Annotated in this window: 19 protein-coding genes; 12 read left to right on the plus strand and 7 right to left on the minus strand. The window is 70.0% G+C overall.

Going from position 1 to position 24,164, the window contains the following annotated elements; all coding sequences use genetic code 11:
* Positions 1 to 126 precede the first annotated feature (126 nt).
* Entirely contained in the window at positions 127 to 981 is an 855-nt protein-coding gene (locus tag ACP59X_RS01685) for a class I SAM-dependent methyltransferase (protein WP_428564137.1), read from the plus strand.
* On the opposite strand, the gene ACP59X_RS01690 is transcribed toward ACP59X_RS01685, so the two are convergent.
* The 3 genes from ACP59X_RS01690 to ACP59X_RS01700 are packed head-to-tail and all read right to left on the minus strand — an operon-like array spanning position 978 to position 4,977.
* Complete coding sequence (locus ACP59X_RS01690) at positions 978 to 1,502, minus strand: cyclic nucleotide-binding domain-containing protein (protein ID WP_428564140.1); 525 nt, start codon at positions 1,500 to 1,502, stop codon at positions 978 to 980. The two genes, ACP59X_RS01685 and ACP59X_RS01690, sit on opposite strands and share 4 nt — an antisense overlap.
* The gene (locus ACP59X_RS01695; protein WP_428564143.1) at positions 1,468 to 4,008 is read right to left on the minus strand and encodes an ABC transporter transmembrane domain-containing protein; all 2,541 of its coding nucleotides are present in this window, start codon (positions 4,006 to 4,008) and stop codon (positions 1,468 to 1,470) included. Before ACP59X_RS01695 ends, ACP59X_RS01690 begins: the two co-directional genes overlap by 35 nt.
* A 51-nt stretch (positions 4,009 to 4,059) precedes the next feature.
* On the minus strand, positions 4,060 to 4,977 hold the full coding sequence (locus ACP59X_RS01700) for a chemotaxis protein CheV (RefSeq protein WP_428564146.1): 918 nt from the start codon (positions 4,975 to 4,977) through the stop codon (positions 4,060 to 4,062).
* 247 nt (positions 4,978 to 5,224) lie between these two features.
* On the opposite strand from ACP59X_RS01700, the gene ACP59X_RS01705 reads away from it, so the two are divergent.
* Together ACP59X_RS01705 and ACP59X_RS01710 are read left to right on the plus strand one after the other, a co-directional pair.
* Entirely contained in the window at positions 5,225 to 5,515 is a 291-nt protein-coding gene (locus ACP59X_RS01705) for a hypothetical protein (RefSeq protein ID WP_428564149.1), read from the plus strand.
* Positions 5,516 to 5,593: 78 nt separating this feature from the next.
* The gene (locus tag ACP59X_RS01710; RefSeq protein ID WP_428564152.1) at positions 5,594 to 6,469 is read left to right on the plus strand and encodes a M23 family metallopeptidase; all 876 of its coding nucleotides are present in this window, start codon (positions 5,594 to 5,596) and stop codon (positions 6,467 to 6,469) included.
* On the opposite strand, the gene ACP59X_RS01715 is transcribed toward ACP59X_RS01710, so the two are convergent.
* Positions 6,466 to 8,118, minus strand: a complete 1,653-nt coding sequence (locus ACP59X_RS01715) for a glycosyltransferase (protein ID WP_428564155.1) — start codon at positions 8,116 to 8,118, stop codon at positions 6,466 to 6,468. The genes ACP59X_RS01710 and ACP59X_RS01715 overlap by 4 nt on opposite strands.
* Positions 8,119 to 8,264: 146 nt before the next feature.
* Between ACP59X_RS01715 and ACP59X_RS01720 the strand changes: the two genes are divergently transcribed.
* Complete coding sequence (locus ACP59X_RS01720) at positions 8,265 to 9,023, plus strand: LysM peptidoglycan-binding domain-containing protein (RefSeq protein WP_428564158.1); 759 nt, start codon at positions 8,265 to 8,267, stop codon at positions 9,021 to 9,023.
* A 37-nt stretch (positions 9,024 to 9,060) separates the two neighbouring features.
* On the opposite strand, the gene ACP59X_RS01725 is transcribed toward ACP59X_RS01720, so the two are convergent.
* The 3 genes from ACP59X_RS01725 to ACP59X_RS01735 all read right to left on the minus strand — a co-directional run bounded on the left by ACP59X_RS01725 (position 9,061) and on the right by ACP59X_RS01735 (position 15,015).
* A complete protein-coding gene (locus ACP59X_RS01725) occupies positions 9,061 to 10,764 on the minus strand; it encodes a glycosyltransferase family protein (protein ID WP_428564161.1) in 1,704 nt (567 codons plus the stop codon).
* Positions 10,765 to 10,770: 6 nt separating this feature from the next.
* The gene (locus ACP59X_RS01730) at positions 10,771 to 14,544 is read right to left on the minus strand and encodes an AsmA family protein (RefSeq protein WP_428564164.1); all 3,774 of its coding nucleotides are present in this window, start codon (positions 14,542 to 14,544) and stop codon (positions 10,771 to 10,773) included.
* A gap of 99 nt (positions 14,545 to 14,643) precedes the next feature.
* Positions 14,644 to 15,015 (minus strand): hypothetical protein, encoded by a 372-nt coding sequence (locus ACP59X_RS01735; protein WP_428564167.1) that lies wholly within the window; start codon positions 15,013 to 15,015, stop codon positions 14,644 to 14,646.
* A 167-nt stretch (positions 15,016 to 15,182) separates the two neighbouring features.
* On the opposite strand from ACP59X_RS01735, the gene ACP59X_RS01740 reads away from it, so the two are divergent.
* The 8 genes from ACP59X_RS01740 to ACP59X_RS01775 all read left to right on the plus strand — a co-directional run bounded on the left by ACP59X_RS01740 (position 15,183) and on the right by ACP59X_RS01775 (position 24,103).
* Positions 15,183 to 15,542, plus strand: a complete 360-nt coding sequence (locus ACP59X_RS01740; RefSeq protein ID WP_428564170.1) for a hypothetical protein — start codon at positions 15,183 to 15,185, stop codon at positions 15,540 to 15,542.
* Positions 15,543 to 15,689: 147 nt separating this feature from the next.
* The gene (cobA, locus tag ACP59X_RS01745; protein WP_428564173.1) at positions 15,690 to 17,219 is read left to right on the plus strand and encodes a uroporphyrinogen-III C-methyltransferase; all 1,530 of its coding nucleotides are present in this window, start codon (positions 15,690 to 15,692) and stop codon (positions 17,217 to 17,219) included.
* Positions 17,216 to 17,896 carry a phosphoribosylglycinamide formyltransferase gene (purN, locus tag ACP59X_RS01750; protein WP_428564176.1) on the plus strand — a complete coding sequence of 227 codons (681 nt, stop codon included), beginning with the start codon at positions 17,216 to 17,218 and terminating at the stop codon, positions 17,894 to 17,896. The genes cobA and purN overlap by 4 nt, the downstream gene beginning before the upstream one ends.
* A 202-nt stretch (positions 17,897 to 18,098) precedes the next feature.
* Positions 18,099 to 18,830: a nucleotidyltransferase family protein gene (locus ACP59X_RS01755; RefSeq protein ID WP_428564179.1), complete on the plus strand. Its 732-nt coding sequence runs from the start codon at positions 18,099 to 18,101 to the stop codon at positions 18,828 to 18,830.
* Positions 18,827 to 19,543 (plus strand): GNAT family N-acetyltransferase, encoded by a 717-nt coding sequence (locus tag ACP59X_RS01760; protein WP_428564182.1) that lies wholly within the window; start codon positions 18,827 to 18,829, stop codon positions 19,541 to 19,543. Before ACP59X_RS01755 ends, ACP59X_RS01760 begins: the two co-directional genes overlap by 4 nt.
* Complete coding sequence (locus tag ACP59X_RS01765; RefSeq protein WP_428564185.1) at positions 19,540 to 21,123, plus strand: GHMP family kinase ATP-binding protein; 1,584 nt, start codon at positions 19,540 to 19,542, stop codon at positions 21,121 to 21,123. Before ACP59X_RS01760 ends, ACP59X_RS01765 begins: the two co-directional genes overlap by 4 nt.
* Positions 21,124 to 21,325: 202 nt before the next feature.
* Positions 21,326 to 22,840 (plus strand): hypothetical protein, encoded by a 1,515-nt coding sequence (locus ACP59X_RS01770; protein WP_428564188.1) that lies wholly within the window; start codon positions 21,326 to 21,328, stop codon positions 22,838 to 22,840.
* A 3-nt stretch (positions 22,841 to 22,843) separates the two neighbouring features.
* On the plus strand, positions 22,844 to 24,103 hold the full coding sequence (locus tag ACP59X_RS01775) for a glycosyltransferase (RefSeq protein ID WP_428564191.1): 1,260 nt from the start codon (positions 22,844 to 22,846) through the stop codon (positions 24,101 to 24,103).
* The last annotated feature ends 61 nt before the right edge of the window (positions 24,104 to 24,164 follow it).

Genomic DNA, 24,164 nt, shown 5'->3' on the forward strand with positions numbered 1-24,164 from the left:
GCGTCGCCCCTCCCGAGCCCTCCCGACCAGGGCGCTGCCCTGGACCCGCCGGGGGGAATGATTCCCCCCGGACCCCCTCGGCGGGAAAGAGGTATGTGAGGGCAGTCAAGGCCAGGGAGGCTGACGATGGACGAAGCCAAGTGCAGGGGTTGGGACGTGTTCGAGGACGACGGGGTTTGCCGGGTGTGCGGCCAGACGGCCGTGTTCGCGCCCATACGGCCCGGGCATAGCCTGCGCGAGACGCGCTGCTCGTCGTGCAAGGCCAGCCGGCGCAGCCGCGACCTGGCCCGGGTGCTGGCCCATCTGGCCGCCGGCCCCGAGTGCCGGACGCTGCCCGAGGCCCTGCCGGCCATGGCCGACTGGCGGGTGTTCGAGGCGCAAGCCGCCGGGCCGCTCCACGACCGGCTGCGCTGCCTGCCGCGTTACGTCTGCTCGGAATACGTGCCGGAACTGGCCGCGCCGGGCGCCTGCACCCAGGCCGGGCTTCGCTGCGAGGACCTGGAGCGCCTGAGCTTTGCCGACGCCGCCTTCGACCTGGTGGTCACCCAGGATGTTTTCGAGCACGTGGCCGATCCCTGGCAGGCCTTCGACGAAATCTGGCGGGTGCTGGCCCCGGGTGGGCGCCATGTCTTCACCGTGCCCATGCACGAGGGGCATGCGACCACGACGCGCGTGCGCTATTCGGGCGGCACGCGGCAGGACGTGCTGCCGCCGGTGCACCACGGCGATCCGGTGCGCCAGGGTGGGTCGCTGGTGGTTACGGATTTCGGCGACGACCTGCGCAGGCTGCTCACGGCCCGCGGCCAGCCGACCATCGTGGCCGTACACGTGGCCTTCTACAAGCCGTCGGAGATGCCGGGCATCATCGAGGGCGACGTCCACGCCCTGTACGAGGCGGCCTACAAGGCCGGGGAAAAGGCGAGCTTTTTGCGGTACAACTCGGTGGTCTTCGTGACGCAAAAGCCGGGCGCGGCGGCCTAGAACAGGCTCAGCCCCATTTCCCCGCTGGTGGCGCATTCCTCGGCGTGGGCGGCCAGAAACGTTTCTTCCCAGCGGAAGACGTGGTCCACCACGTTGCCGAGGACCTTCGGCCAGATCTCCGGGAAGCGCTCGGCCGTCTTCTGGAACTTCTCCTTGGTCAGCACCAGGCACTCCGCGTCCGCGACCGCCTTGACGGCGAACAGGGCCTTGGCCGGCGCCAAAAGGCCCAGGCCGCCGAAAAACGAGCCCTGCCCCCGGCGCGGCAGCACCACCGGGCAATCCCCCACCTGGCGCGACATCTCCAGTTCGCCGGAAAGCACGTAGAAGCACCGGTCCAGCGGCTCGCCCTGCTCGCACAGCGTCTCGCCCGCCACGAAGGATTCCCGGCCCGACAGGTAGGCCAGCACCTTGATCACGTCCAGGGGGACGCCGCTGAAAATCGGCAGTTCGCGCAAAATGTCCAGACAGTCGTTGAAGCCGCAGCCCTTAAGCCCGAGCGGCCGATCCGTGGACAAGCTCATAGAGCATCCCCTTTTTTTCCATAAGCGCCGCATAGGAACCGGCCTCGACGATGCGGCCGGCCTTCATGACGGCAACCTTGTCGTAGTTCTTGATGGTGTCCAGCCGGTGCACCACGGCGATGACCGTGGAGCTGCCCTTCCACTTGGATTCCAGCAGGTTCTGGATGCGCGCCTGGGAGGCGTTGTCCAGGGCGGCCGTGGCCTCGTCCAGGATGAGGATGGGCGGTTCCTTGAGGAAGGCCCGGGCCAGGGCCACCTTCTGGCGCTGGCCGCCCGAGAGCCGGTCGCCGCTGGACCCCACCTGGAACTCCAGCCCGATCTCCAGGATGCGCTCCAGCATGTCCTCCTCGATAAGCAGGCTGACGATGGTCTTCTGGATCTGGTCCAGCACCTTGGGGCTGGTGGTCTTCACGCGGCCAAACAGAATGTTGTCCATGACGGTCATGGAATACAGGTAGTCGTCGCGCCGGAAAAACGTCACCGCGCCCGGCATGTCCGTGGCCACCCGGTCGGCGAACATGGCCCGGCCCGAGAGCAGCAGCCCCTCCAGAATGGGCGAGAGGGTCACGATGCCGTGGGTGCCCGGGGTGAAGCGCAGGGCCAGGGTCAAAAGCAGCTGTTCGTCCTCGGCCGAGAGTTTGTGCAGCCGCACCCGGCCAAGCCGTGCGGCCAGATCGCGGTAGGTTTCGAATTCATCCGTCAGTATCGGTGTTTGCTCGAAGAAGATGGGGTCCAGGGAGGGCACGTCCTTGAGGATGTCCACCGTGCGGGTGGCCAGTTCGGCGCCGGTCTGCACCAGCAGCATCTTGAGGCCGGCCTCGTGGAGGAAGTTGATGAAGAAGGCGTTGGCCGTCAGGTTCTCCGGGGCCAGGTCGGCCCGGGTGGGCGTGCCGAAAATGAGGTTCTCGGCCACGGAACTGTAGTACAGGTAGCGGGTGGGGTCGAAAAACTCCACGTACTCGGCCAACGATTCGCCGTGCCCGGCCAGGTAGGCCTCGCGGACCCGCACCACCTTCTTGACCAGGTGCTCCTTTTTTCCCTCCTTGAAGACGGAATTGAGGGCGAACCGCAGGATGTCGGCGAAAAGCCCCACCTGCTGCACCACGGCGATGATCTCGTCCAGGCTCGGCATCCCGTCCTCGCCGCTTGCGCCATGGGCCTCGCGCCGGGCGTTGATGGAATAGAGCAGGTTGTCCTTGATGGAGCCCTCGAAGATGAAGGGATGCTGGGAGACCACGCCGACGTTGTCCGCGATGTCGGACTTGGGCATGGCGTCGATGTCCATTCCCGAGAGCGTGGCCGTGCCGGCGGTGTACTTGAGGATCTGGCACAGGCACAGGGCCAGGGTGGACTTGCCCGAGCCGGAAAAGCCCACCAGGGCCACCAGTTCGCCGGGATTGAAGTCCACGGAGACGCCCTTGAGCAGCTGAATGCCGCCCGGCACCTCCAGCACCAGGTCCTTGGCCGTTACGCTGCCGTCCAGGGCCACGGGCGGCCGGCGCTCCTCGGGCTCTTCCCGGAACTCGGGGTCGCCCTGGAAATACTCCATGATCCGGCCGTAGCTGACCGAGGCGTCCTGCCAGGTCTGGTAGAAGTCCATCAACTCCTTCCAGGGGTCGTAGAGCTTCTCGTTGGCCGAGAGGAAGGCCACCAGGGCGCCCAGGTCGAAGCGGCCGTTTATCGCCAGGTAGCCGCCCACGAGGAACAGCACGAACGGCCCCAGGTTCTGGAAGAAGTTGTTGGAGACCTTGATGGCGAACTTGTAGAGGTTCCAGACAACGCGCACCCGGAACAGCTTGTCGGCCCAGGCGCCGAAACGCTTGTTTTCCAGGCGGAAGCTGGCGTTGGCGTGGATCTCGTGGATGCCGGAGATGGTTTCGCCGATGAGCGTGGACAGTTTGCGCCCGGTGTCCACCCGCTCCTTGTTGGCGGCGTTGGCCCGTTTTTGCAGGGCCGGGATGACCAGGATGGCGATGGGGTACAGCGCCATGCTGATGATCGCCATGAGGGGGTTTAGGTAGAACAGGTAGCCGGCGAAGGCCAGCAGGGTCAGCAGGTTGGTCACGGGCACGGCCACGGCCTGGCCCACGAATTCGCCGGTGTTGGCCACCTCGGCGATCAGCGACGACACGACCATGCCCGGCGAGGCCTTGCGGAAAAAGGACATGGGCAGGGTCAGGATGTGGGCGTAGAGCTTCTTGCGCAGGTCGGTGAGCGACTCCTGGCCGATGTAGTTCTGCAGGGCGTTTATGGCCAGCTTGAGCCCCGAGGCCGCCACCACGCAGGCCAGGTAGTAGCCGCAGTACATGAGCAGCAAATCCAGGCGCTTGAGCCCGATGGCCTGGTTGATGATCTTTTTTTGCATCTCCAGCGGCAGCACCCGCACGGCCACCGTCACGACGATGATGGCCAACAGCAGCCCCTGGAGCTTGAGGTTGCTGGTCCACACCCAGGAAAAAAGCGTGCGTTTGTAGAGGACGTCCGGGATGTCGGGGCGAAGCTTCATGAACCGAACCGCCTTTGGGGTGAGGTGTCGAGGCTGCGGAGCCGGTCGGCATCAGGCATGGTCTGGCCTCCGTCGCTCATGGGAGGCGATCAGCGACCGGGCGAGGTCGGCCAGGTTGGCGAACTGGGGCTTGGTAATTTGCCCGTCGGCACCGACCGCGACGCCGCGGTGGCGCAACTCGTCGGTGATCAGGGACGAGAAAAGCACTACGGGTGTCGCGGCCAGGTGCGGATCGGCCTTGATGGTCTTGGTCAGCGTATAGCCGTCCATCAGCGGCATCTCGATGTCGGAAATGACGATGTCCGGCGTGGCCAGACCGGAATCGCGCAGGATGTCCAGGGCCTGCTGGCCGTTTCGGGCCAGGGTCACCTCGAAGTTGGCCTCTTCCAGGCGGTCGCGCAGCATCTGGCGCATGACGCCCGAATCCTCCACGATCAGCGCCCGCAACCGCCTGTCCTGCGGAACCGGCCTGGGGCCGGCCGACAGGTCGGCGTCCAGTTCGAGGATGATCTTTTCCAGGTCGAGCAGCTGGATGAACCGGTTTTCCAGGCGGATGAGGCCGGTGATGCAGTTGCCGGCCAGGTTGGCCAGGGCCTGGTGGGGCGGTTCCACCTCGCGCCAGTGGACGCGGTGGATGAGCGTCACCCCCGTGGCCAGGAAGCCGGTGGTGCGTTCGTTGAAGCGGGTGACCAGGATGATTTCGTTTTTGCGGGGGACCCGGGGGATGTCCAGCCAGACGGCCAGGTCGAGCACGGGCAGCACCAGCCCCCGCAGGGGAATGGCCCCCATGAAGCAGGGATGGGGCGCCCCGGGCTGGGGGGCCAGCCCCGGGCTCTCGATGACTTCCAGCACCTTGGCCACATTGATGCCAAAGGTGCAATGGCCGCGTTCGGGTCCTTCGTCGATGAAAAACTCGATGACCTCAAGTTCGTTGGTACCCGTTTCGAGAAGGATGTCGGCTTGAGGCATGGAGGCTCCCGTCGTTTCGATGCAGGGGCAAAGCCCAGCGACCGTAAACCAGTCGGGGCGTGGTGTAAATCCGATCCGGGCCACGTTTGGCGACGTGGCGCGCCGGCCTGGGACAGTTGACAGGCGCGAAGGGCGTCCTATAGCCATGAAGGAAGGGGCATCTGGCCCGGTTGCCGCGGCCGCAGCCCCCATCGCCTGATTCGAGGCCGGGCGGCGTCACTGGCCTCCGGCCCCAGAGGAGGTCGATATGAAACGCATGGCTGTGTTGCTTGTCCTGGCGACGCTTTGCCTGGGGCCGACCGTGGCCGGGGCGGCCTCGTTTTCCTGGAGCACGCCCTGGACGAGCGGTTCGGTTTCGGGGGACGGCACGAGCTCGGGGTCGACCAGCGGGTCGGTAAGCGCCGGCACGACTACCGTGGACTGGAGCGCCAGCCTGGACACCGGGGCCAAGACCGTCACGGGCTCGGCCACGGTCAACGGCCAGGAATATTCCGGAGCCTTCGACTGGACCAACCTCTTCAGCTGGCTTTTCGGGTAACGCGCCTCCCGGCGATCCCGCCGGCGCCGACCCGGCCACACGGGGTTTGTTGCCGACCCGAGGGCCGGGTCTTGCGGCATGCTTGAACGCGAACTCGACATCTTCGTGCGCGACGGCCAAGGCGTCCGGCGCATCTTCACCTATCGGCGCTGGATGTTTTTCGGGCTGGTGGCCGGGCTGTGCGGGCTTTTGGCCACGGCGGCCGTCCTGTGGCCCTACCGGGCCGGGCAGGAGGGCGTCGAGGCGCGGCGGCGGGCGGCCCTGGCCAGGCTGGCCGACCTCAAGGCGGCCGGGCTGGCCCTGCGGGACCGGGCGGGGAGGCTGGTCGGCGAGGCCGCCCGCATCGCGGCCTTTAACGGCAAACTGGCCGTGATGGTGGACGCGCCGCGCGAGGGCCAGGACGGCGCGGCCTTTCCCGACCGGCTGCCGCCGGCTTTTTCCGAAGACGGCCTGGGCCGGGGGCTGGGGGATTTCCTGGGCGCCCTGGGCACGCGGCTGGCCGCCCAGGAAGCCATGCAGCAGGAGCTTTTCCACCTGCTTTCCGAACGCAAGCTGGCCTTTCTGGCCAAGCCGTCCCTGTGGCCGGCCCGGGGTTACATCACCTCGGGCTTCGGCGCCCGCAGCTCCCCCTTCGGCCGGGGCGGCGACTACCACAACGGCGTGGACATCAAGGTGCCAAGCGGCAGCCCGGTCAGCGCCGCCGGGGCCGGGCGGGTGACCGAGGCCGGCACCATGTCCGGCTACGGCCTGCGCATCGTGGTCGCCCACGACTTCGGCCTGGAAACCGTCTACGCCCACCTTCAGAAGATCGAGGTGAAGCCCGGCCAGGAGGTCAAGCGCGGCCAGCGCATCGGGCTGTCGGGCAATTCCGGCCGCACCACCGGCGCCCATCTGCACTACGAGGTCCGGGCCGCCGGCACGCCCATCAATCCGCGCCAGTACATGCTCGACTAGGTCGCGGGCAGGCGCGTCTCGCGCAGCTCCCGCCATTTGCCGGTCAGTTCCTCCCAGGCCGTATCCAAATCCCGTTTGGCCACGACTGCCATCCGGGCCGGGTCGAACAGGCCGTCGAGCTTGGCCCGCGCCCCGGCCAGCTGGCCCACGGCCGCCCGGTCCCGGGCCTGGGCCGGGCCGGCGTGCTGGTGGTGGGCGACGGCCAGCCCGCCGGCGTAGACGGCCCGCCGGCCGGCCAGGCAACTGGTCAGGTCCCGGGCCAGGTCGTCGAACTGGCTGGGCGAAAAGCGCATGTCGAAGGGCGCGCCGCCGGCCAGGGCCTGGCCGCGCAGCAGATGGCAGCAGCCCGAAACCGAGGCGCAGGGCCGCACCGTGGCCAAAAGCCCCAGGTCCGGCCCCGGGCCGTGGTTGACCAGCGGCCGCACGGCGTGGCGGGCGTCCGGGGCCAGCAGGCGCACGTCGGCCGACTGGATGAGCCGGGCCGCCCCGGCCGCGGCGGCGACGATGCGCGCCCCGGCCGCGTCGGCGGCCGCATCGGCGGCCAGGGCCCCGGCCAGCACGGCCAGCCAGTCCGGCGGCAGGCGCACGTCGTCGTCGACGTAGGCGGCCAGGTCGCCCGGCCCCAGGCCATGGGCGGCGGCCAGCCAGTTGCGGGCGACCGGCGCGCCGATATTGACCGGCAGGCGCAGCACGGCAAACCGGTCGGCGGCAAACCGCGTCGCCGCCCGGCGGCAGACCGCCGCCGTGTCGTCGCGGCCGCCGTTGTCGAGGACCGTGACCACGGCCGGACCCAGCCGGCTTGCGGCCAGGCTGTCCAGGGTCGCTTCCAGGAGTGCGGCCCGGTTGAACGTATAGAGGAAGACGAACAGCCGCCCGGGCAGGGCGTCCAGGTCGGCCGGGGCCAGGGGCCGGGCCAGGGCGTGCAGGCGCAGGGTCAGCCCGGGGTGCCAGGGTTCGGTGCGCCACAGCCCGGCCAGGACGGCCAGGGCGTCGGCGCGGTGCCCGGTTTCGGCCAGGCAGTGGCTGGTGGCCAGGGCGTGGAAGCGGGGAAACAGTTCCCGGTTGAGGCCAGCCAGGGCTTCCAGGCAGGCTTCCGGACCGTCCCAGGCCAGGGCGATCTCGGCCAAAAGGCGCGGAACGACCGGGGCCAGGGCCGCGTCGGCGGCGAGGCTTGCCGCCACGGCCCGGGCCAGCCCGGACCGCCCCCGGGCCAGGGCGAAGTCCAAAGCTCGGCCGCGCCAGGCCGGGGCCACGGCCGGATCGGCCAGGGCGGCGGTCAGGAAGGCCAGGGCCGCGTCCGGATCCGGGCCGTCGCGCAGGGCCGGCCAGGCGGCGTCGACGGCGCGCGGCGCGCCACCCCTGGCCAGGGCGGCGCACAGGGCCCGGCGCCGCGGCGACGCGCCAAGGCGCCGGGCCGCGGCCAGGCCGGCGGCGGCGAAGGCCGGATCCAGGGGCTGGCGCTCCACGTTCCAGGCGGCCAGGGCGTCGCGCAGGCCGGCTAGGTGCGGGGCCTGGCTGACGGCCGCCTCCAGGCGGGCGGCGAGGTGGCGCGAAAGCCACCCCCCTTCCAGGCCGAAGGCCCACAGGTGCAGCACCGGGCGCAACGCGTCCGGGGGCGGCAGGGCGGATGGGGCGGCGTGGTGGGCCATGGCTCGTTGTCTGGGGCGCCTGGTCCGGGTTCGGGCCGGGCCTCCCGGTTTGACGAAATCCGTGTTACAGGGCATGTAACGCCAACTTCTACCGAAGGACAATCGCCGCGCCGCGCAAAATCGGCGGCGTATGCGGAGGAATCCCGATGCCTTGGAAACCGCGTCGGCTCGCGCTGGCCCTCGGGGCCGCCTTGCTGGCCGCCGCCCTCGTCGCGGGCTGCGGCAAATACGACCATCTGGAAAGAAACATGCAGTACGTCTCGGACGACCTGCTGCGCCAGGACGCGCAGGTGGCCTGGGACAGCCTGGTTGCGGCCCATGGCGCCTGGCGCGCCGCCGGCGGCGGCCGCGAGCCGGACAACCGCATGTTCACGGCCTACCAGGACGCCTACACCCAGTATGCCATCGTCTACAACGAACTGCTCGACCGCAGCGACAGCCGCGCCGCCGGGCGCATCTTCCTGCGGGCGCCGACCGACGAGCTGCCGCCCCCGCCGCCGGGCGTGGCGGTGAAAACGCCCGGCAAGGCCGCGCCCGTTCCCGGCCCCGCCGACGAGCCCAAGGCCCGGGATTTGAGCGACACCGCGCCGGCGAAACCGGCCACGGCCTCGACGATGGTGGCCGTTCCGCCCAAGGCCGTGCCCGTCGCCCGGCCGGCCGGGGACAATCCCTTCGCCCTGCCGCGCGGCGAGGCCGCAAGCCCCAGGAAGGCCGCCCCCCGGGAGGGCGAGGCCGCGACGAACCCGGCCCCTGGCGGCGACCGCTACGTCGTGGCCAAGGGCGACACCCTGCGTTCCATTGCCAAACGCCTGGGCGTGAGCGAAAAAAGCCTCATGGAAGCCAACGGGCTGACCGATCCGGACAAGATCGCCGCCGGCAAGTCCCTCGTCGTCCCGGCCCGCTGAACCGCTTTTCCCAACCGCTTTTCCCCAAGGCCTTCGGTCAGTCGCCGAAGGCCTTTTTCATGGCCGCAAGCAGCCTTGCCAGCCGGTTGTCGTAGGTGTGCTCGGCCAGGACCCGGGCCCGGGCGGCGGCGACGATGCGCGCGCGCTCCCCGGGCCGGGCCAGGTAGTGGCGCACCATGTCCGGGATTTCGCCCGGATCGGCATAGACGGCGGCCTCGCGGGCCGGGTCGAACAGGGCGGCGAGCTGTTCCCGGGCATCGGTCAGGACAAAGGCCCCGGCGGCCGGGGCGTCGAAGACCCGCTGATTGACGGCCCCCTTCATCTGCAGGCTGGTGGTGTTGAGGTTGACCGCGCTTCGCGGGTAAAACCCCGGCAGCTCGTCGTAGTAGTCGAGGCCCGGCAGGCGGCGCCAGGCCTGGCCGACCCCCGGCAGGGCCGTTTCCCAGCCGGCGTCGCCGACAAGAAGCGGCGAAAAAGGCGCAAGGCCCCTGACGCAGGCCAGGCGGTAGCGCCGGGTGGCCTCCCAGGTCAGGGCCAGTTCGGCGTCCAGGCGCGCCTCGGCCGTGGGCAGGGCGGCCAGCGGCCCGGCGCAGCCGGGGTCGGCCGCAAGGAAATGGCGGGCGCTTTTTTCCGGCGAGGCGACGAAGGCCGCCGCCGCCCGGGGCAGCTCCCGGGCCAGGGCCGGGTACGGTTCGAGCCTCGCCAGGGCCTCGGCCGCCTGGGCGACCATGGAGGCGCCGACGAAGGATGCCCGGGCGCGCCAGGGGTGGGGCGCACCCGGGTCGGCCAGGGGCTTGAAGCGGTCGGGGTCCGTGGCCAGGGGCAGCCAGGCGGCGTGGGAAAACCCCGAGGCCCGCAGTTCGGGCAGGCTGTCGGCGTCGTAGGAAAAGACCATGACCAGGGGCGAGACCACCCCGCCGTAATCGTGGAGAATCAGCCGCGGGCTGTCCACGAACCAGGAGGCCAGGGGCAGGCCGATGTCGGCCAGAAGCCCGGTCAGCCGGCCTTCCCGGTCGAGCCCCAGGTGGTTGACGGTCAGGGCCATGTCCGGCTGGAAATCGGCCACGGCGGCCAGGATGCCGGCCACCACCCCGCCCTGGCCCGTCGGCCCCAGGCCCGTGTCCACCGCCCGGTACGGCACCGCCAGGCGGGCCAGGGCCGCCTCGATCTCCCGGTACAGGAAATACGGCCGGCGCAGCAGCAGCACCCGGGGCGGCGCCCCGGCGAAGCGGCGCCCGGCCAGCCGTTCCCGAAGGGCGGCATAGCCGGCCAGGCCCTCCCGCACGGCCCGGCACCACTGCGGGTCGAGGCGGGCGGCGGCGGGGTCGGTGATGACGGCCAGGGGCGCGAAACCCGCCTGGCGGGCGGCGGCGGTGACGCGGCCGACCACGGCCTCGGGGTCGGCGTCGGCCAGGAAATGGATGCCCGCGTCGGTGGCCAGGCGCGCCTCGACGCCCGAGGCGGCGCGCACGGTTTCCAGCCGGTCGCACACGAAGATCGGCCCGGCCCATAACGTTCGGGCGGCGGCGATGCCCGCGCCAAGGCCGGCGCCGCAAAAAACCGGCATCCCCCCCGCTTCCAGGGCGGTGGCCGCCCGGGCCGCCTCGGCCGCCGGGCCGCCCCGGCCGGCCAGGTGCCACTGGCGCCCCTGCCCGTCCGTGACGCGCACGTCGCGGACGGCGCCGTCGTCTCCGGTCACGGGCGTGGCCGCGTAGGGCGGGGGCGGGGGCAGGGCGGCCATGGCGGGTCAGCGGATTTGCAGGATGCGGGTGACGGCCTTGCCGGGGATGCTGACGATGCCTTGGAGCACGCGGTAGACGAGGTCGCCCAGCAGCTTGCTGCGGTCGATGCTGAGCCTGGGGCCGTCCAGGGGGCCGATGATGGTGGCCGGCACTTCGCCGCCGCTGGTCAGGGCGGCGGCCAGGCTCAGGTTGATGGTCTCGTCGCGCAGGTCCACGAAGCCCTTGCCGGTCACGCGCATGCGCGGGCTCTCGATGCGGAAGTCGTCGGTATGGGCCACGCCGCCCTTGGCGAACCAGGACGAGGAAAAGACGTCGAAGGGCAGGCGTTCGGTGGTGGGCTGGTCGCCGGGCTTGGCCGGTTCGCGGACCTTGAGCGCCCCCAGGGTGACTTGCAGGCTGGCGTTGCCGGCCAGGTTGGCCCGCAGCTCCTCCTCGTTCTCGCCGCTGGTGCGCCCGGCCAGGATGAAGGTGGAGGCGCCGGAATCGAGGGTGTCGCCCTCGGCCCAGTCCCGCAGGAACCGGGCGATCTCGATGCTTTCGAGCTTGAGTTCGATCAGGGTTTTGAGCGCCGTGTCCCGGGCGTCGCCCCGCAGTTCGGCCGTGAACCGGCCGCCGTAGAAGCGCGGCGATTCCTGGCGGTAGGTGAACTGCCCGCCCTTGGCGCTGGCCGTCACCGTGGTGGCGTCGAAGGTGACGTTGCCCTTCTTGAGCCAGCCGAAGTGGGCCTTGGCCTCCAGGGCCAGCTCGCGCACAAGGCGCAGGTCCAGGGGCTTTCGCCGTTCGGCCGGGGGCGGCGGGCCGGGGCTTATCCGGTGGGGGAAATAGGCGTCCCAGTCGAGCCGGTCCACGCGCAGGTCCCATTTGCCGCGCTTGGGGTCGCCGCCGAGCAGGCTGGCCGAGCCGGTGACGTTGACGTCGTCCACGGCCAGGGCCAGGCGCTTGAGGTCCCAGTTTTCCCCGGCGATGGCGCCGGTTAAGGACAGCGAGGCCTTGGTCAGCCGGTCGGCGGGCAGGTCCTGGGGCAGGGCGAGGCCCCAGTCGGCCAGGGCCTTGCGCGGCGCGACGGCGCCGGTCTCCAGGCCAAACGTCGTCGGCGCGCCCTCGCCGGCCTTTCTGGCCAGCTTGAGCGTGGCCGGCAGGCCGCCGGCGTCCAGGCGCAGCTCGCCTGCCGAAAAGCCGCCGCCCGCCTCCGGCGTGACCAGCCCGGCCAGGGAGAGCTTGACGGGCTTGCCCGCCTCGGCCAGGCGGGCGAGCCCCGAGGCCTCGATCTTGAAAGGCTGGGCGTCGCGCAGGCGTCCCGAGGCGTCCAGGGAAAAGGGGCCGGAGGCGGTCAGGCGGACCTCGCGCAGCCCCAGGCCCGTGCCCAGGGAGGCGGTCAGGCCGGCCTCGCCGTCGAAGCCTTCCGGGCCGGCGCGTTTGGCCTTGACGGTCAGGGCGGCCTTGACCCCGGTCAGGGGCGGGCCCTTGGCCCCGGCGCCGCCAAGCTGGGGGGCTTCGGCTTCGACCGTGGCCGCGAGCCCGGCCGGGGGGTGTTTGCCGCCGAGGCTGCCTTCCAGGGTGGCCTTGGCGGCGAACGTCCCGGAAAGGCCCGGGCCGCCGGGCAGGCGTTTGGCCTCGGCCCCGGCCAGTTGCAGGCTGCCGGTGAGGTGGCCGGCCGTGTCGGCCTCGATTTTGCCCGAAAGCCGCCCACCGAAGAGGTCGCCGCCGGTGACGGCCGCCTCGGCCCGCCCGTCGCCCAGGCGCAGGCCAAGGCCGAGGTTGCGGGCCTCCACGCCCCGGCCGGTCAGGCGTTCGATGCGCACCTTGCCCTCGGCCCCGAACCGGCTGTTCCCGTTTCCCGGGCTGGGCAGCACGGCCGTCAACCCGCCCAGGCGGTCGAGGTCGAGGTTGTCCAGGCCGCAGTCGAAATCGAGGTTGGGGGACGCCTCGGCGTCGTAGCCGACCTGGCCGCGCAGGGTCGCCCCGGCCAGTTTCACTTCGAGGCCCGAAAGCGTCGCCCTGGCCACGGCGCGGCCGTTGCCCGGGGTCACGGCAAAGGCGCTTTTGGCCTCGATCCCCCCCAGGGCCGGGACCAGCCCGCCAAGGCCGAGCATCTCCAGGGCCTGGGCCGGGTCCGGGCTCTGGGCGGACAGGTTGCCCTTGGCCCCGTCGGCGCGCAGCCGGCCAAGCAGCCGGGCCTGGGTCGGCGCCTGGGACGGCCCGCCCTGGGGCCGAAGCGGCTGCAGGGCGGCCCGGATGTCCAGGCCAAGGCCCAGGTCCGCCTCGCCCCCGGCCGTCGGGGCCGGGCCGGCGTCCAGGCGGGCGTCCAGGGAGACCACCCCGCCCGGCAGGACGAAGGCGGCCGGGGCCAGGCGCAGCAGGCCGTCCTGGCTGCGGGCCGTGACGTGCCCGTCGGTGATGGCCTGGCCGGCCAGGCTGCAGCGGGCCAGTTCGAGCCTGGCGTCGCAACGGCTATCGGTCGGCAGCACCACCGGCCAGGGCCAGCCGACGCGCCCGGCCGGCCGGGGCAGGGCGTCGAAATCCACGTCCTCGGCCACGAAGGCCGCGTCCAGGCTGGCCGGGGCGCCGGCGACGAAATGCCCCTTGCCCGTGAGGTGCCCCTTGGGCAGGGCCAGGTCGAGGCGTTCCACGTCCAGGCGCCCGGCCTCGGCCGCCGCGCGCAGCGACAGCACCGCCTCGCCCGCCGGGGACGGCGGCCTCTCGGCCGAGAGGCTCTCCCGTGGCGGCGCGGCCGGGGCAGGTTCCCGCAGGGGGTTGGCTGGCGCGGCCACCAGGCTGCCCGGGCCCTCGGTCGGGGCCAGGCCCAGCAGATCGCGCCAGGTGCCGTCCATGTCCAGGCGCAGGGCCAGGTCGGTGCGGGCCTTGGGTGCATGCAGCGGCGCCGTGACGATGGCCGACCCGGTCAGTCGGGCGCCGGCCCCTCGGGCATCCAGTTCGGTCAGGGCCAGGCTGTCCGTGGCCGGGTCATAGGCGGCGGCCAGGCGCGAAACCAGGCGCACCGGCGCGGCGCCGCCGGCAACCAAAGGATTTTCCAGGACAAGCCCGGTTTCGACGAGGGTTTTTTCCAGGATAAGGCCCCCGCCGGCCGGGTCCAGGGCGGCCTTTCCCTGGGCATGGGTTTCGAGGAACCCGCCCGGAGTGAAGCCTTCGGCCCGAAACGACAGCGAAAAGGGGAAGGGTTTGCCCCGGCCGGTTTTGAGCCGCACGTCGCGGATGGCCATGGTCCGGCCGGTGGCCGCGTCGCGGTAATCCACGGCGGCGTTTTCCACCAGCACGTCGCCGGGCTCGGGCGCGATCTCCCAGCCCGGGGCTTCGGGCGCCGGCGCGGCCGTGGGCGCGGCCAGGCCCTGCCAGTTGCCCCGGCCGGACGCGTCGCGGCGCAGGTGCAGCGTCAGGTCGCGCACCCGCACCGAGCCCGGCGAGATCACCCGGGCGAAAAGCGGCAACACCCGGATGGTCATTTCCAGGCGGCGGATGGTGATCAGGGGGCCGTCGCCGAAGCCCGGGGCATCGCCCACGCTGACCGGGCCCATGGCCAGGCCGAACCAGGGCGCGAACAGCAGCGAAACCTCGCCCTCGATGGCCACGGGCCGCCCCAGGGCGTCGGTGAGGGCCTGCTCGGCCATGGCCCGCAGCCGGGCGTGGCCGATGAGCTGGCGGGCGGCCAAGGGCAGCACGAACACCAAAAGCACGGCGCAAACGGCCGCAAGCGCGATCAGGCGCGGCAGGCGGCGGCGCTTTCCCGCGATTTTCGGCGGCTCGGTCGCGGTGGTCGGCATGGGGTCGCTAGGGATGAACCCTTTTGGGGCGCGAGGTTGGGGTTGCGGCCAGGGGATGCCTCGGCGGTCGGACGGGGCGAGGCTTGGGCAACCCGTCGGCTAGAGGCTGAGGCTGAAGCCGGTGCGGCCGGGCAGGCCGCGCTGGGCTTCCACGATGCAGCGCCGGCCTTTTTTGGTCAAAAGCAGATAGGAGGCCGCGTTGTTGACGTCATCCACCTCCACCTGCCAGCCCCGGGCCGTCATGTCCTTTTTATAAAAGGCACTCACCGCTGCCGGCGGCTCGCCGGTCTCGAAGGTCACCACCGTGGCCTTGGGAAAGCGGAAGATCTTTTTGAACTCCGCCCCCGGAAACAGGCCGGCCTGGTCGCCGAGCACGGCGCGGTAGTCGTCCTGGGCCGCGGCCGGCACGGCCAGCAGGCACAACAGCAGCGCAACGAGCGCCAAGCGCCAGGTCTGATGCGGCGACGCCACGGCGGTCCTCCTTGGGAAAACGGCCGTAATGTGCAACGATCGCGGCTCGAAGTCAAAGCCGGCCGGGGCATGGGCCAGGGCTGACGCGTCACGCTCCGGCGAAGGGCCAGGGTTGCCGTTTTCGGGAATCCATGTATTTTTCCCGAAAAACGGACGAAGGAACCCGTATGCGAAAAAAGACGCTGGCCCTCCTGGCCCTCGGGGCGGTGCTTGTGGGTGCGGCCCTGGGCTGCCAACGGGCCACCGGCGGCGCCGAGGCCCGCTACCTGGCCCTTTTTTCCAAGGTCTGGCAGCGTTGCCACTCCCTGGGGCTCTACGAGGTCACGGTGGAATCCGTCACCCCCCTGCCCGACGGCCACAAGCGCGTGGTCATAAACTACCTCTACGACAACGGCATGGTGCCGGACCAGGGCCGCGCGGCCATGCTCGTCGCCGGCAATGGCCGGCTGGCCAGCGACTGCGTCATCGACCTCGTTGCCAACCTGTGCCTGTGCGGGGCGCAGAAGGACTGGCACGACGGCCCGTAAGTCGCGGCCTCAAACAGCATTTTCACCGGGCGGCCGGCCTCGCCCACGGCGAGGCCCAAGCCCCGGCCACCCCCCCCCTTGAAAGACGGGGCGTTCCCCGCTATGTCGCGGCTTTCGCGGCTCCCCACTTCAGCCAAAGGCGATCCCATGTCCAAAGTCTATCTCCTCGGGGCCGGTCCCGGCGACCCGGGCCTTCTGACCCTTCGCGCCAAGGACATCCTGTCGCGCGCCGACGTCGTGGTCTACGACTACCTGGCCAACAAGGCCTTCCTCGATTTCGCCCGGCCCGACGCGGACATCTACTACGTCGGCAAGAAGGGCGGCGACCATACCCTGCCCCAGGACAAGATCAATGAACTCCTCGTGGCCATGGCCAAGTCCGGCAAGATGGTCGCCCGGCTCAAGGGGGGCGACCCCTACGTTTTCGGGCGCGGCGGCGAGGAAGCCGAGGAGCTGGTGGCCGCCGGCTGCCCCTTCGAGGTGGTGCCGGGCGTGACCTCGGCCGTGGCCGCCCCGGCCTATGCCGGCATCCCCATCACCCACCGCTCCTTTTGCTCCTCGGTCTCGTTCATTACCGGCCACGAGGACCCGACCAAAGCCGAAAGCTCGCTTAACTGGAAGGCCTTCGCCACTTCCGGCTCGACCCTGGTCTTTTTCATGGGGGTCAAAAACCTCCCGCACATCACGGAAAACCTCATGACCGCCGGCATGCCCGGCGACACCCCGGCCGCCTTGGTGCGCTGGGGCACCACCTGCCGCCACAAGAGCCTGGTGGCCACGCTCGCCACCATGCCCGAGGAGGCGGCCCGGCACGGGTTCGCCCCGCCGTCGCTGTTCGTGGTCGGCGGCGTGGTTTCCCTGCGCGACACGCTGTCCTGGTACGAAAAACGGCCGCTTCTGGGCCAGGGCGTGGTCGTCACCCGCAGCCGCGAGCAGGCCAGCGACCTCGTCCGGCTGCTGGCCGACCAGGGCGCCTGCTGTTACGAATTCCCGGCCATCGAAATCGCGCCCCTGGCCGACCCGGCGCCGGTGCGCGCCGCCATCGATCGCCTTTTCGACTACGACTGGGTGATTTTCACCTCGGCCAATGGTGTCAAGTGCTTCTTCGCCGAGTTGGACGCCAAGGGCCTGGACGCCCGGGCCTTCGCCGGCATCCGCGTGGCGGCCATCGGCCCGGCCACGGCCGAGGGGCTCGCCGCGCGGGGACTGCGGGCCGATTTTCTCCCCGAGCGCTTCGTGGCCGAGTCCGTGGTCGAGGGCCTGCTGGCGCTTGGCGTGGCCGGGGCGAAAGTCCTCATCCCCCGCGCCCGCGAGGCCCGCGAAGTGCTGCCGGAAAAACTCGCTGCGGCCGGGGCGGAGGTGACCGTGCTGCCCGTCTACGACACCCGCCCGGTGGACCAGGACCCGGCCGAGATCGTCGCGGCGATCACCTCCGGCGAGGTCCGCTACGTGACCTTCACCAGTTCCTCCACCGTGACCAACTTCTTCGCCAAGATCCCGCCCGAGGTGCTCAAGGCGGCCAAGGTCAAAACGGCCTGCATCGGGCCGATCACGGCCAAGACGCTCGGCGGGTACGGCTTCACCCCGGACGTGGTCGCCGCCGCCTACACCGTGCCGGCCCTGGCCGAGGCGGTCATCGCCGACGCCCTGGCCGCCGCCGGGGGGGCCACCCCTTGACCCTGCCCGTCGCCGTCCTCGTCTCCGGGTCGGGCTCCAACCTGCAAGCCATCATCGACCACATCGAGGCCGGCCGCATCGACGCCCGCATCACGGCCGTCGTGTCCAACAAGGCCGAGGCGCAGGGGCTCGATCGGGCCAGGCGCCACGGCCTGGCCACCGTGACCCTGCCCCACGGCGATTTCCCGGACCGGGCCGCCTTCGACGCGGCCCTGCTCGGGGCCGTGCGGGACAGCGGGGCCCGGGCCGTCATTCTGGCCGGGTTCATGCGCCTGCTCGCGCCGCGGTTCATCGCCGCCTTCCGCGACCGCATCCTCAATATCCACCCGGCCCTGTTGCCGAGCTTTCCCGGCATCCGCGGCGCCGCCGACGCGGCCGCCTACGGCGTGACCATCGCCGGGGCCACGGTCCATTTCGTGGACGAGAAGATGGACAACGGCCCCATCGTCATCCAGGCCGCCGTGCCGGCCCTGCCGGGCGACGACGGGCCGAGCCTGGCCGCGCGCATCCTGGCCCTGGAACACCGCATCTACCCCCAGGCCGTGGCCTGGCTGGCCGCCGGCCGGCTGTCCATCGACGGCCGCAAGACCCGCCTGGCCCCGGCCGGCCTGGCCCTGGCCGACCTGTCAGACGCCGGCCCGTGCCTGGTCAACCCGCCGTTGGAGGTGGGTTTTTAGGATGCCTCCGGCGGCCGGGGGGGATAATCCCCCCCGGACCCCCTTGACGAGGGGAAAGGGTTAGGGGACGACACGGCGGCGGGGGTGAGAGAGATTCTCAATCTATGGTGATCCCACCCAGGGCGAGTGCGCCCATGGTCCCCCTAAGGGAGAGGTCCAGGAGAGGGCTCGCCTCTCCTGGCCGCCGGAGGCTTCATCCCACATGATATCCAAAGCGCTCATTCTCTCGGCCGGACTCGGCACGCGGCTCAAACCGCTCACCGACGTCATGCCCAAGCCCATGGTGCCCGTGGCCGGCCGGCCGGTGCTGGAGCACCTGGTGCGGCTGTGCGTCGCGGCCGGCATCGCCGACGTGGCCATTAACCTCCATCACCTGCCCCATGTGGTCATGGATCATTGCGGCAACGGCGGGGCCTTCGGCGCGCGTCTGCTTTACGGCCTGGAGCCCGAGCTTCTCGGCACGGCCGGGGCGGTCAACAACTTCCGCGACTTTTTTACCGCCCCTTTCCTGGTCCTCTACGGCGACGTCTACCTCGACGTGGACTTGCGCGCCTTTGCCGCCGCCCACGAGGCCAGCGGCGCCGTGGCCACGGTGGGGCTCTACCGGGTGGACAACCCCACGGAATGCGGCCTGGTGGACCGCGACCCGGACGGCCGCATCACCCGCTTCGTGGAAAAACCGCCCGTGGCCTTCACCGACCTGGCCAATGCCGGCGTGTACGCCCTGTCGCCCAAAGTCCTCGACTATATTCCGGAAGACGGCTTTTGCGACTTCGGCCACGACGTCTTCCCGGCCCTGCTCGCCGCCGGGGAACCGCTTTACGGCCAGGTGCTGGACGGCTATGTTATGGACATCGGTTCTCCGCAAAAGCTGGAAAAGGCCAATGCCCACGTGGCCGGCGGCGGGAAGCGGTGGGGCGGCGGGGAGCCATGAGCTTTACCTGCCTGGTGCGCCAGGACTTCGATTCGCGGGCGTTCGGCTGCGATTTCTACCGGGTGACGGACTACGACTATGCCGTCCTGGCCGAGGAGTTGCCGCGCCTGCGGGCCATGGCGCGCGTCATGGCCGATGCCCGCATCGCGGCCGAGGACCTCCCGGCCGACCGGTTTTTCCAGGCCCAGGGCTTTCGCAAGGTCACGGTGCAGGTGCGCTACGCCGCGCCCGTGGACCCTCGCCTGGCCGACGGCCCGGACCCGCTGGACACGGGGGAAAACAGGCTTTCGCCCGGGGACATTGCCCGGCATGTGGCCAATTTCCGCTACGACCGCTTCGGCCTGGACGCCTTTGCGCCCAAAGCCGGCCGCGACCGCTTCCAGGCGGCCTGGATCGGCAATACGCTGGCCTCCCCGGCCATCCGCAAGGTTTACGCCGGGGCGAGCTTCGTGAGTTTCAAGCTGGCCGGGGGCGCGGCCGCCGTGGACCTGGTTTCGGTGCTGGAACACCGCCGGGGCCTGGGCTCGGCGCTGATGGGCCGGGTGCTTGGCGCCGCCGCCCGGGCGGGCTGCGACCGGCTGACCGTGGTTACCGAGATCGAAAACCAGCCGGCTTGCCGGATGTACGCGAAAAACGGATTCGTTCCCGAGGCGTATTTCTCCCGTTTCCACTACGCCGCGCCCGGGGGCACCATGCAAAAGAGGGACGCATGATCATTTCCAAGGCGCCGGTGCGCTTGAGCTTCGGCGGCGGCGGCACGGACCTGCCGGCCTACTACGAACGCCACGGCGGCGCCGTGCTTTCCGTCACCATCGACAAGTACTTCTACACCATCATCGAGCCGACCAAGGACGGGCCGGTGGAGATCGTGTCCTCGGACTACCAGCTCCACCAGCGCATCCAGAACATGGCCAAGGCCAACCTGGGCGACGCCCTCAAGATCCCCAAGGCGGTGCTGCGGCGCTACGGCGTGACGGGGGGCGTGTACATGGCGCTCAAGGGCGACGTGCCCACCGGTTCGGGCCTGGGGCTTTCGGGCACGGTCACGGTCAGCATCGTCCAGGCCGTGGCCACCTTCATGGGCGAAAACCCGGGCAAGGCCGACCTGGCCTCCATCGCCTCGGAAATCGAGATCGGGGCGCTGAGGCGCCCCATCGGCATGCAGGACCAGTACGCGGCCGCCTATGGCGGGCTCAACTTCATGACCTTCTCCAAGGACGGCGTGGAAGTGACCCCGCTGGGCCTGGACCCCGGGCTGGTCGCCACCCTGGAGCGCCGGCTGCTGCTGTTCCACACCGGCGCCTCGCGCGATTCGGCCTCCATCCTGGCCGGCCAGAAGAAATCCACCGAAGCCAGCGACACGGGCGTCATCGCCGCCCTGGACGGCCTCAAGGGACAGGCCTACCGCATGCGCGACGCCCTTGCCGTCGGCGACCTGGACGGTTTCGGGCGCCTCCTGGACGAAGGCTGGCATTTCAAGAAAAGCCTGGCCAAAAACATCAGCAACCCGGCCATCGACCGCTACTACGCCGCGGCCAAGGCCAGGGGGGCGCTCGGCGGCAAGATCGCCGGGGCCGGCGGCGGCGGCTTTCTGCTGCTCTACTGCCCGGTGGACGACCAGGAGGCGGTCATCGAGCAGATGACCGAGATGGGCCTGGAGCGCCTGCCCTTCTGCTTCGAGGCCGGCGGCGCCCAGCTGACACTGGACCACACCGGCCGCTTCAGCGCCACCATCACCCCCGAAGGCTACCTGCTGGGCATGCGGGCCGTGGTCAGCCGCCTGGACAAGGAGCAGATCGGCCGCATCGCCGACATCATCTGGGACGCCCGCAAGCAGGACCGCCAGATCTTCATCATGGGCAACGGCGGCAGCGCCTCCACGGCCTCCCATTTCTGCTCCGACCTGTCCAAGACCACGCTGACCCCGGGCAAGAAGGGCTTTCGGGTGGTGCCGCTGACCGACAACATTCCGCTCATGACCGCCTGGGGCAACGACGCCGGCTTCGAAAACATCTTCTACGGCCAGCTGTTGAACCTCCTCAACCCCCACGACGTGGTCATCGGCATCTCCGGCGGCGGCATGTCGCCCAACTTGCTCAAGGCCCTGGAACTGGCCCGGGAGCGCGGCGCGCGCACGGTGGGCATGGCCGGTTTCTCCGGCGGCAAGCTCAAGGACGCCGTGGAGGAGTGTTTCATCGTGCCCAGCGACAACTACCAGTTCATCGAGGACGTGCACATGATGCTCGTGCACCTCATCGCCTCGGTCCTGCGCGAGCGCATCGCCCGGGAGTAGGGGAGAAGAGAAGACCGGGGCGCTGCCCCGGGCCCCGCCGGGGGGCATGATGCCCCCCGGACCCCCTCGAAAGGGGGTGGGGTTGTGGATTTTGATGGGGGGCGCTAAGGAGCCTTCGGATGGCGGCCGGGACCGGTGTTCCGGCCGGCCGCGTTTTCGGGGCCGGTACAGCCGATTCGCAAAGCCCCCGAGGAGAGCGCTTATGACCGACATTCTGATCGCCGTCGCCATCGCCCTGGCCGGGTTTGGCCTCGAAGTCTGGCCGCGGCTTATAAACCGCTATTTCGGCATCGACACTTGGCGTTTCGCGCTTCTGGCCGACGCCATCCGCCGCCACGGCCGCTACCCGGACAGCGTGCCCGAGAAATACCTCGTGCCCGGCTCGGTGGACAACCCGCCGTTTCTGCCCTTTGTCTGTTCGCGCTTTTCCAAGGACTGGCTCGACCGCAACCAGGGGCTCGTTTCCCCGGCCTTCGACGTGCTGCAAAGCCTGACCGTTTTTGCCCTGGGCTGGGCCGTTTCCGGCGCGCCCGTGGGCGGCCATCTGGCCCAGGTCCTCTACATGCTCACGCCCGTGGTGCCCCTGGAGGCCAGCAACCTGAGCCTGCGCACGCCCGGCAGCCTCGTTTTCCTGTGGGCCATGCTCGCCGTCCAGGCCTACGCCCTGCATCCGAACGCCTGGACGTTCGCCCTGGGCCTGGCCGGGGTGACGCTTTTGACCTTCACCCACCGCATGGCCGTGCAGGTGCTTTTTTTCGGCATCATCGGCTTCACCGTCGTGGACAACAACGCCCGCTGCCTGCTGGTCTTCCTGGCCGGTGTGCTGTTTTCCATTTTCGCCTTCAAGGGTGCCTACCTCAAGTCCCTGCGCGGCCAGCTGCTTCTGATCGCCTTCTGGATGTACAACATCCACAACCGCCTGGCCCATCAGATTCGCGGCCTGCCCACCAAGGAAAAACAGCATACCGATTTCGTGCGCCGCATCGAATACCTCATCCAGAAGATTCCGGTCCTGCCGTTTCTGGCCGTCAATCCCTGGACCCTCTACGCCTTCGCCGCCCTCCTGCTGCCGGACTACCGGGAGCTGGCCGCCACCTCGCCCTGGTTTCCCGTGGTCGTCAAATGGGCGGTCATTCTGTTCGTTCTCGGCATTCTCTTCAATACCAAATACATGCGCTTCCTCGGCGAAGGGCCGCGCTACCTCGAATACGCCACCGGCGCGGCGGCCGCCGCCGCAGCCGCCTGCATCCTCAAGTTCGCCGCCGACCCGGCCGCCTGGGCGGTGGTCAAGGCGGCCCCCTGGCTGGTGGGGCTCGGCTGCCTGGGCGTGATCCTGTATTTCCAGGTCAAGCTCGTGGTCAAAAACCCGGATAAGTCCGTGACCCCGGCCCTGTGGGCGGTGCTCGCGCACTTAAATGCCTTTCCCGGCGAGGTCCGCATCGCCTGCATCCCCCACGGCCTGGCCGACGCCGTCACCTACTTCCTCAAAAACGGCAAGGCGCTCCTTTCCGACAACTCCGTGGGCGTCTACGAACTGGTGGATTTCTGGCCCCACCTGCAAAAGCCTCTGGCCGAGATCGCCGACCGCTACGGGCTCACCCACTTCCTGGTCAGCACCAAATTCGTCAGCCTGGAGGAGCTCGACATCCCGGGTTTCGTCGAAGTCTTCCGCCAGGAGCACTACGTGGTCCTGGCCCGCCGGGAAGGGGGTGCCTAGGCCATGAAGCGGCTGTCCTCGGTCCTGGTGGCCACCATTTCCGACATCACCGACGCGGCCACGGGCGAGCGCATGCGCCACAACTGCCCGGCCTGGCCCATGCTCGAGTATTTTCGCGACCGGGCCGAGCGCCTGACGGTGCTCGAACTCTCGGTGCCCCGGCCGGGCATGGTCTCCCGGCCCCAGGCCTCGTTTTTCGAGCGGGGGGCCTTGCGGGAAATGCGCACCTGGCCGGCCTGGCTGACCGCCCCCTTTGCCGTGGCCCCGGACAAGGCCCTGCCCAAGACCTATTTCCGCCTGAAGTTTCGCGACATCGTGGCCTGCTTCTGGGCCGCGGCGGCCACCCCCGGCGCCATCGACCTGTTCGTCGGCGTCGAATCGCTGCTGGCCCTGTGCGGCGGCGCGCTCAAGGTCCGGGGCAAGGTCAAGGAAAGCGCCTATTACATCTCCGACTGGTCGCCCTGGAAGTTCGACAACAAGCTTTTAAACGACTTCTACATCTGGCTCGACAAGGCCGCCTGCCAGCGCTCGGATTTCATCTGGAACTTCACCTACGCCATCAGCGACGCCAGGCGCGACATTCTGGGCTACGACATGTCGCGCCTGGGCCGCGAGCTGTGGGTGCCCTTCGGCTTCATCCCCGACGGCGTCGTCATCCCGCCAAACGGGGCCGTCAACCGCCGGCGGCTCTTTTACAGCGGCGGCATCTGCCGGGAAAACGGCGTGGCGCTGATCGTCGAGGCCCTGCCGGCCATCCTGGCCGCCGTGCCCGACGCCACCATAGACATCTTCGGCGACGGTCCGCAGTTGGCCGAACTGAGGGCTCGGGCCGAGGCCCTGGGCGTATCCCGGGCCATCGTCTGGCACGGCTACGTCACGGATCGGGACAGGATTTTGCGGGCCGCCCTGGGCGCCACGGCCGCCCTGGCCCCCTATGCGCCCTTTCCGGAAAACGTGAAGCGTTTCGGCGACGTGATCAAGATTCGCGAGGCCATCGGCTGCGGCCTGCCCGTGGTCACCACGGACGTGCCGCCGTCCCACCGCGAGGTCCGCGACGGGGGGCTGGGCGTAGTCATTCCCTACGAGGCCGGCGCCCTGGCCGAAACCGCCGTGCGCCTGCTCACCGATGACGATTGGTATTTCAAGATGCGCGACAGGGTGGTGGCCGCTTCGCGTGACAATCTGTGGGATGCCATCTACGACCGCACCCTGGCCGCCATGGGTTTCGAGAACGCGCCCCGGTTCGCGCGGGAGCGCTCGTAAGGCGGCCGGCCACGGCCGGCCCCGGCGGCCGGGCCAGGTCGCTGGCTGTCAGGCCGCTGGC

The organism is Solidesulfovibrio sp. DCME (assembly GCF_049995385.1).
GTDB lineage: Bacteria > Desulfobacterota > Desulfovibrionia > Desulfovibrionales > Desulfovibrionaceae > Solidesulfovibrio.

What these genes read in the sequence shown, in the direction of transcription:
- ACP59X_RS01700 (WP_428564146.1), bottom strand. Translation starts at nt 4,977, where the DNA reads ATGCCTCAAGCCGACATCCTTCTCGAAACGGGTACCAACGAACTTGAG.
- ACP59X_RS01760 (WP_428564182.1), top strand. Translation starts at nt 18,827, where the DNA reads ATGAGCTTTACCTGCCTGGTGCGCCAGGACTTCGATTCGCGGGCGTTC.
- ACP59X_RS01685 (WP_428564137.1), top strand. Translation starts at nt 127, where the DNA reads ATGGACGAAGCCAAGTGCAGGGGTTGGGACGTGTTCGAGGACGACGGG.
- ACP59X_RS01730 (WP_428564164.1), bottom strand. Translation starts at nt 14,544, where the DNA reads ATGCCGACCACCGCGACCGAGCCGCCGAAAATCGCGGGAAAGCGCCGC.
- ACP59X_RS01775 (WP_428564191.1), top strand. Translation starts at nt 22,844, where the DNA reads ATGAAGCGGCTGTCCTCGGTCCTGGTGGCCACCATTTCCGACATCACC.
- ACP59X_RS01770 (WP_428564188.1), top strand. Translation starts at nt 21,326, where the DNA reads ATGACCGACATTCTGATCGCCGTCGCCATCGCCCTGGCCGGGTTTGGC.
- ACP59X_RS01715 (WP_428564155.1), bottom strand. Translation starts at nt 8,118, where the DNA reads ATGGCCCACCACGCCGCCCCATCCGCCCTGCCGCCCCCGGACGCGTTG.
- ACP59X_RS01740 (WP_428564170.1), top strand. Translation starts at nt 15,183, where the DNA reads ATGCGAAAAAAGACGCTGGCCCTCCTGGCCCTCGGGGCGGTGCTTGTG.
- ACP59X_RS01720 (WP_428564158.1), top strand. Translation starts at nt 8,265, where the DNA reads ATGCCTTGGAAACCGCGTCGGCTCGCGCTGGCCCTCGGGGCCGCCTTG.
- ACP59X_RS01765 (WP_428564185.1), top strand. Translation starts at nt 19,540, where the DNA reads ATGATCATTTCCAAGGCGCCGGTGCGCTTGAGCTTCGGCGGCGGCGGC.
- ACP59X_RS01710 (WP_428564152.1), top strand. Translation starts at nt 5,594, where the DNA reads ATGCTTGAACGCGAACTCGACATCTTCGTGCGCGACGGCCAAGGCGTC.
- cobA (WP_428564173.1), top strand. Translation starts at nt 15,690, where the DNA reads ATGTCCAAAGTCTATCTCCTCGGGGCCGGTCCCGGCGACCCGGGCCTT.
- ACP59X_RS01725 (WP_428564161.1), bottom strand. Translation starts at nt 10,764, where the DNA reads ATGGCCGCCCTGCCCCCGCCCCCGCCCTACGCGGCCACGCCCGTGACC.
- ACP59X_RS01690 (WP_428564140.1), bottom strand. Translation starts at nt 1,502, where the DNA reads ATGAGCTTGTCCACGGATCGGCCGCTCGGGCTTAAGGGCTGCGGCTTC.
- ACP59X_RS01755 (WP_428564179.1), top strand. Translation starts at nt 18,099, where the DNA reads ATGATATCCAAAGCGCTCATTCTCTCGGCCGGACTCGGCACGCGGCTC.
- ACP59X_RS01705 (WP_428564149.1), top strand. Translation starts at nt 5,225, where the DNA reads ATGAAACGCATGGCTGTGTTGCTTGTCCTGGCGACGCTTTGCCTGGGG.
- ACP59X_RS01695 (WP_428564143.1), bottom strand. Translation starts at nt 4,008, where the DNA reads ATGAAGCTTCGCCCCGACATCCCGGACGTCCTCTACAAACGCACGCTT.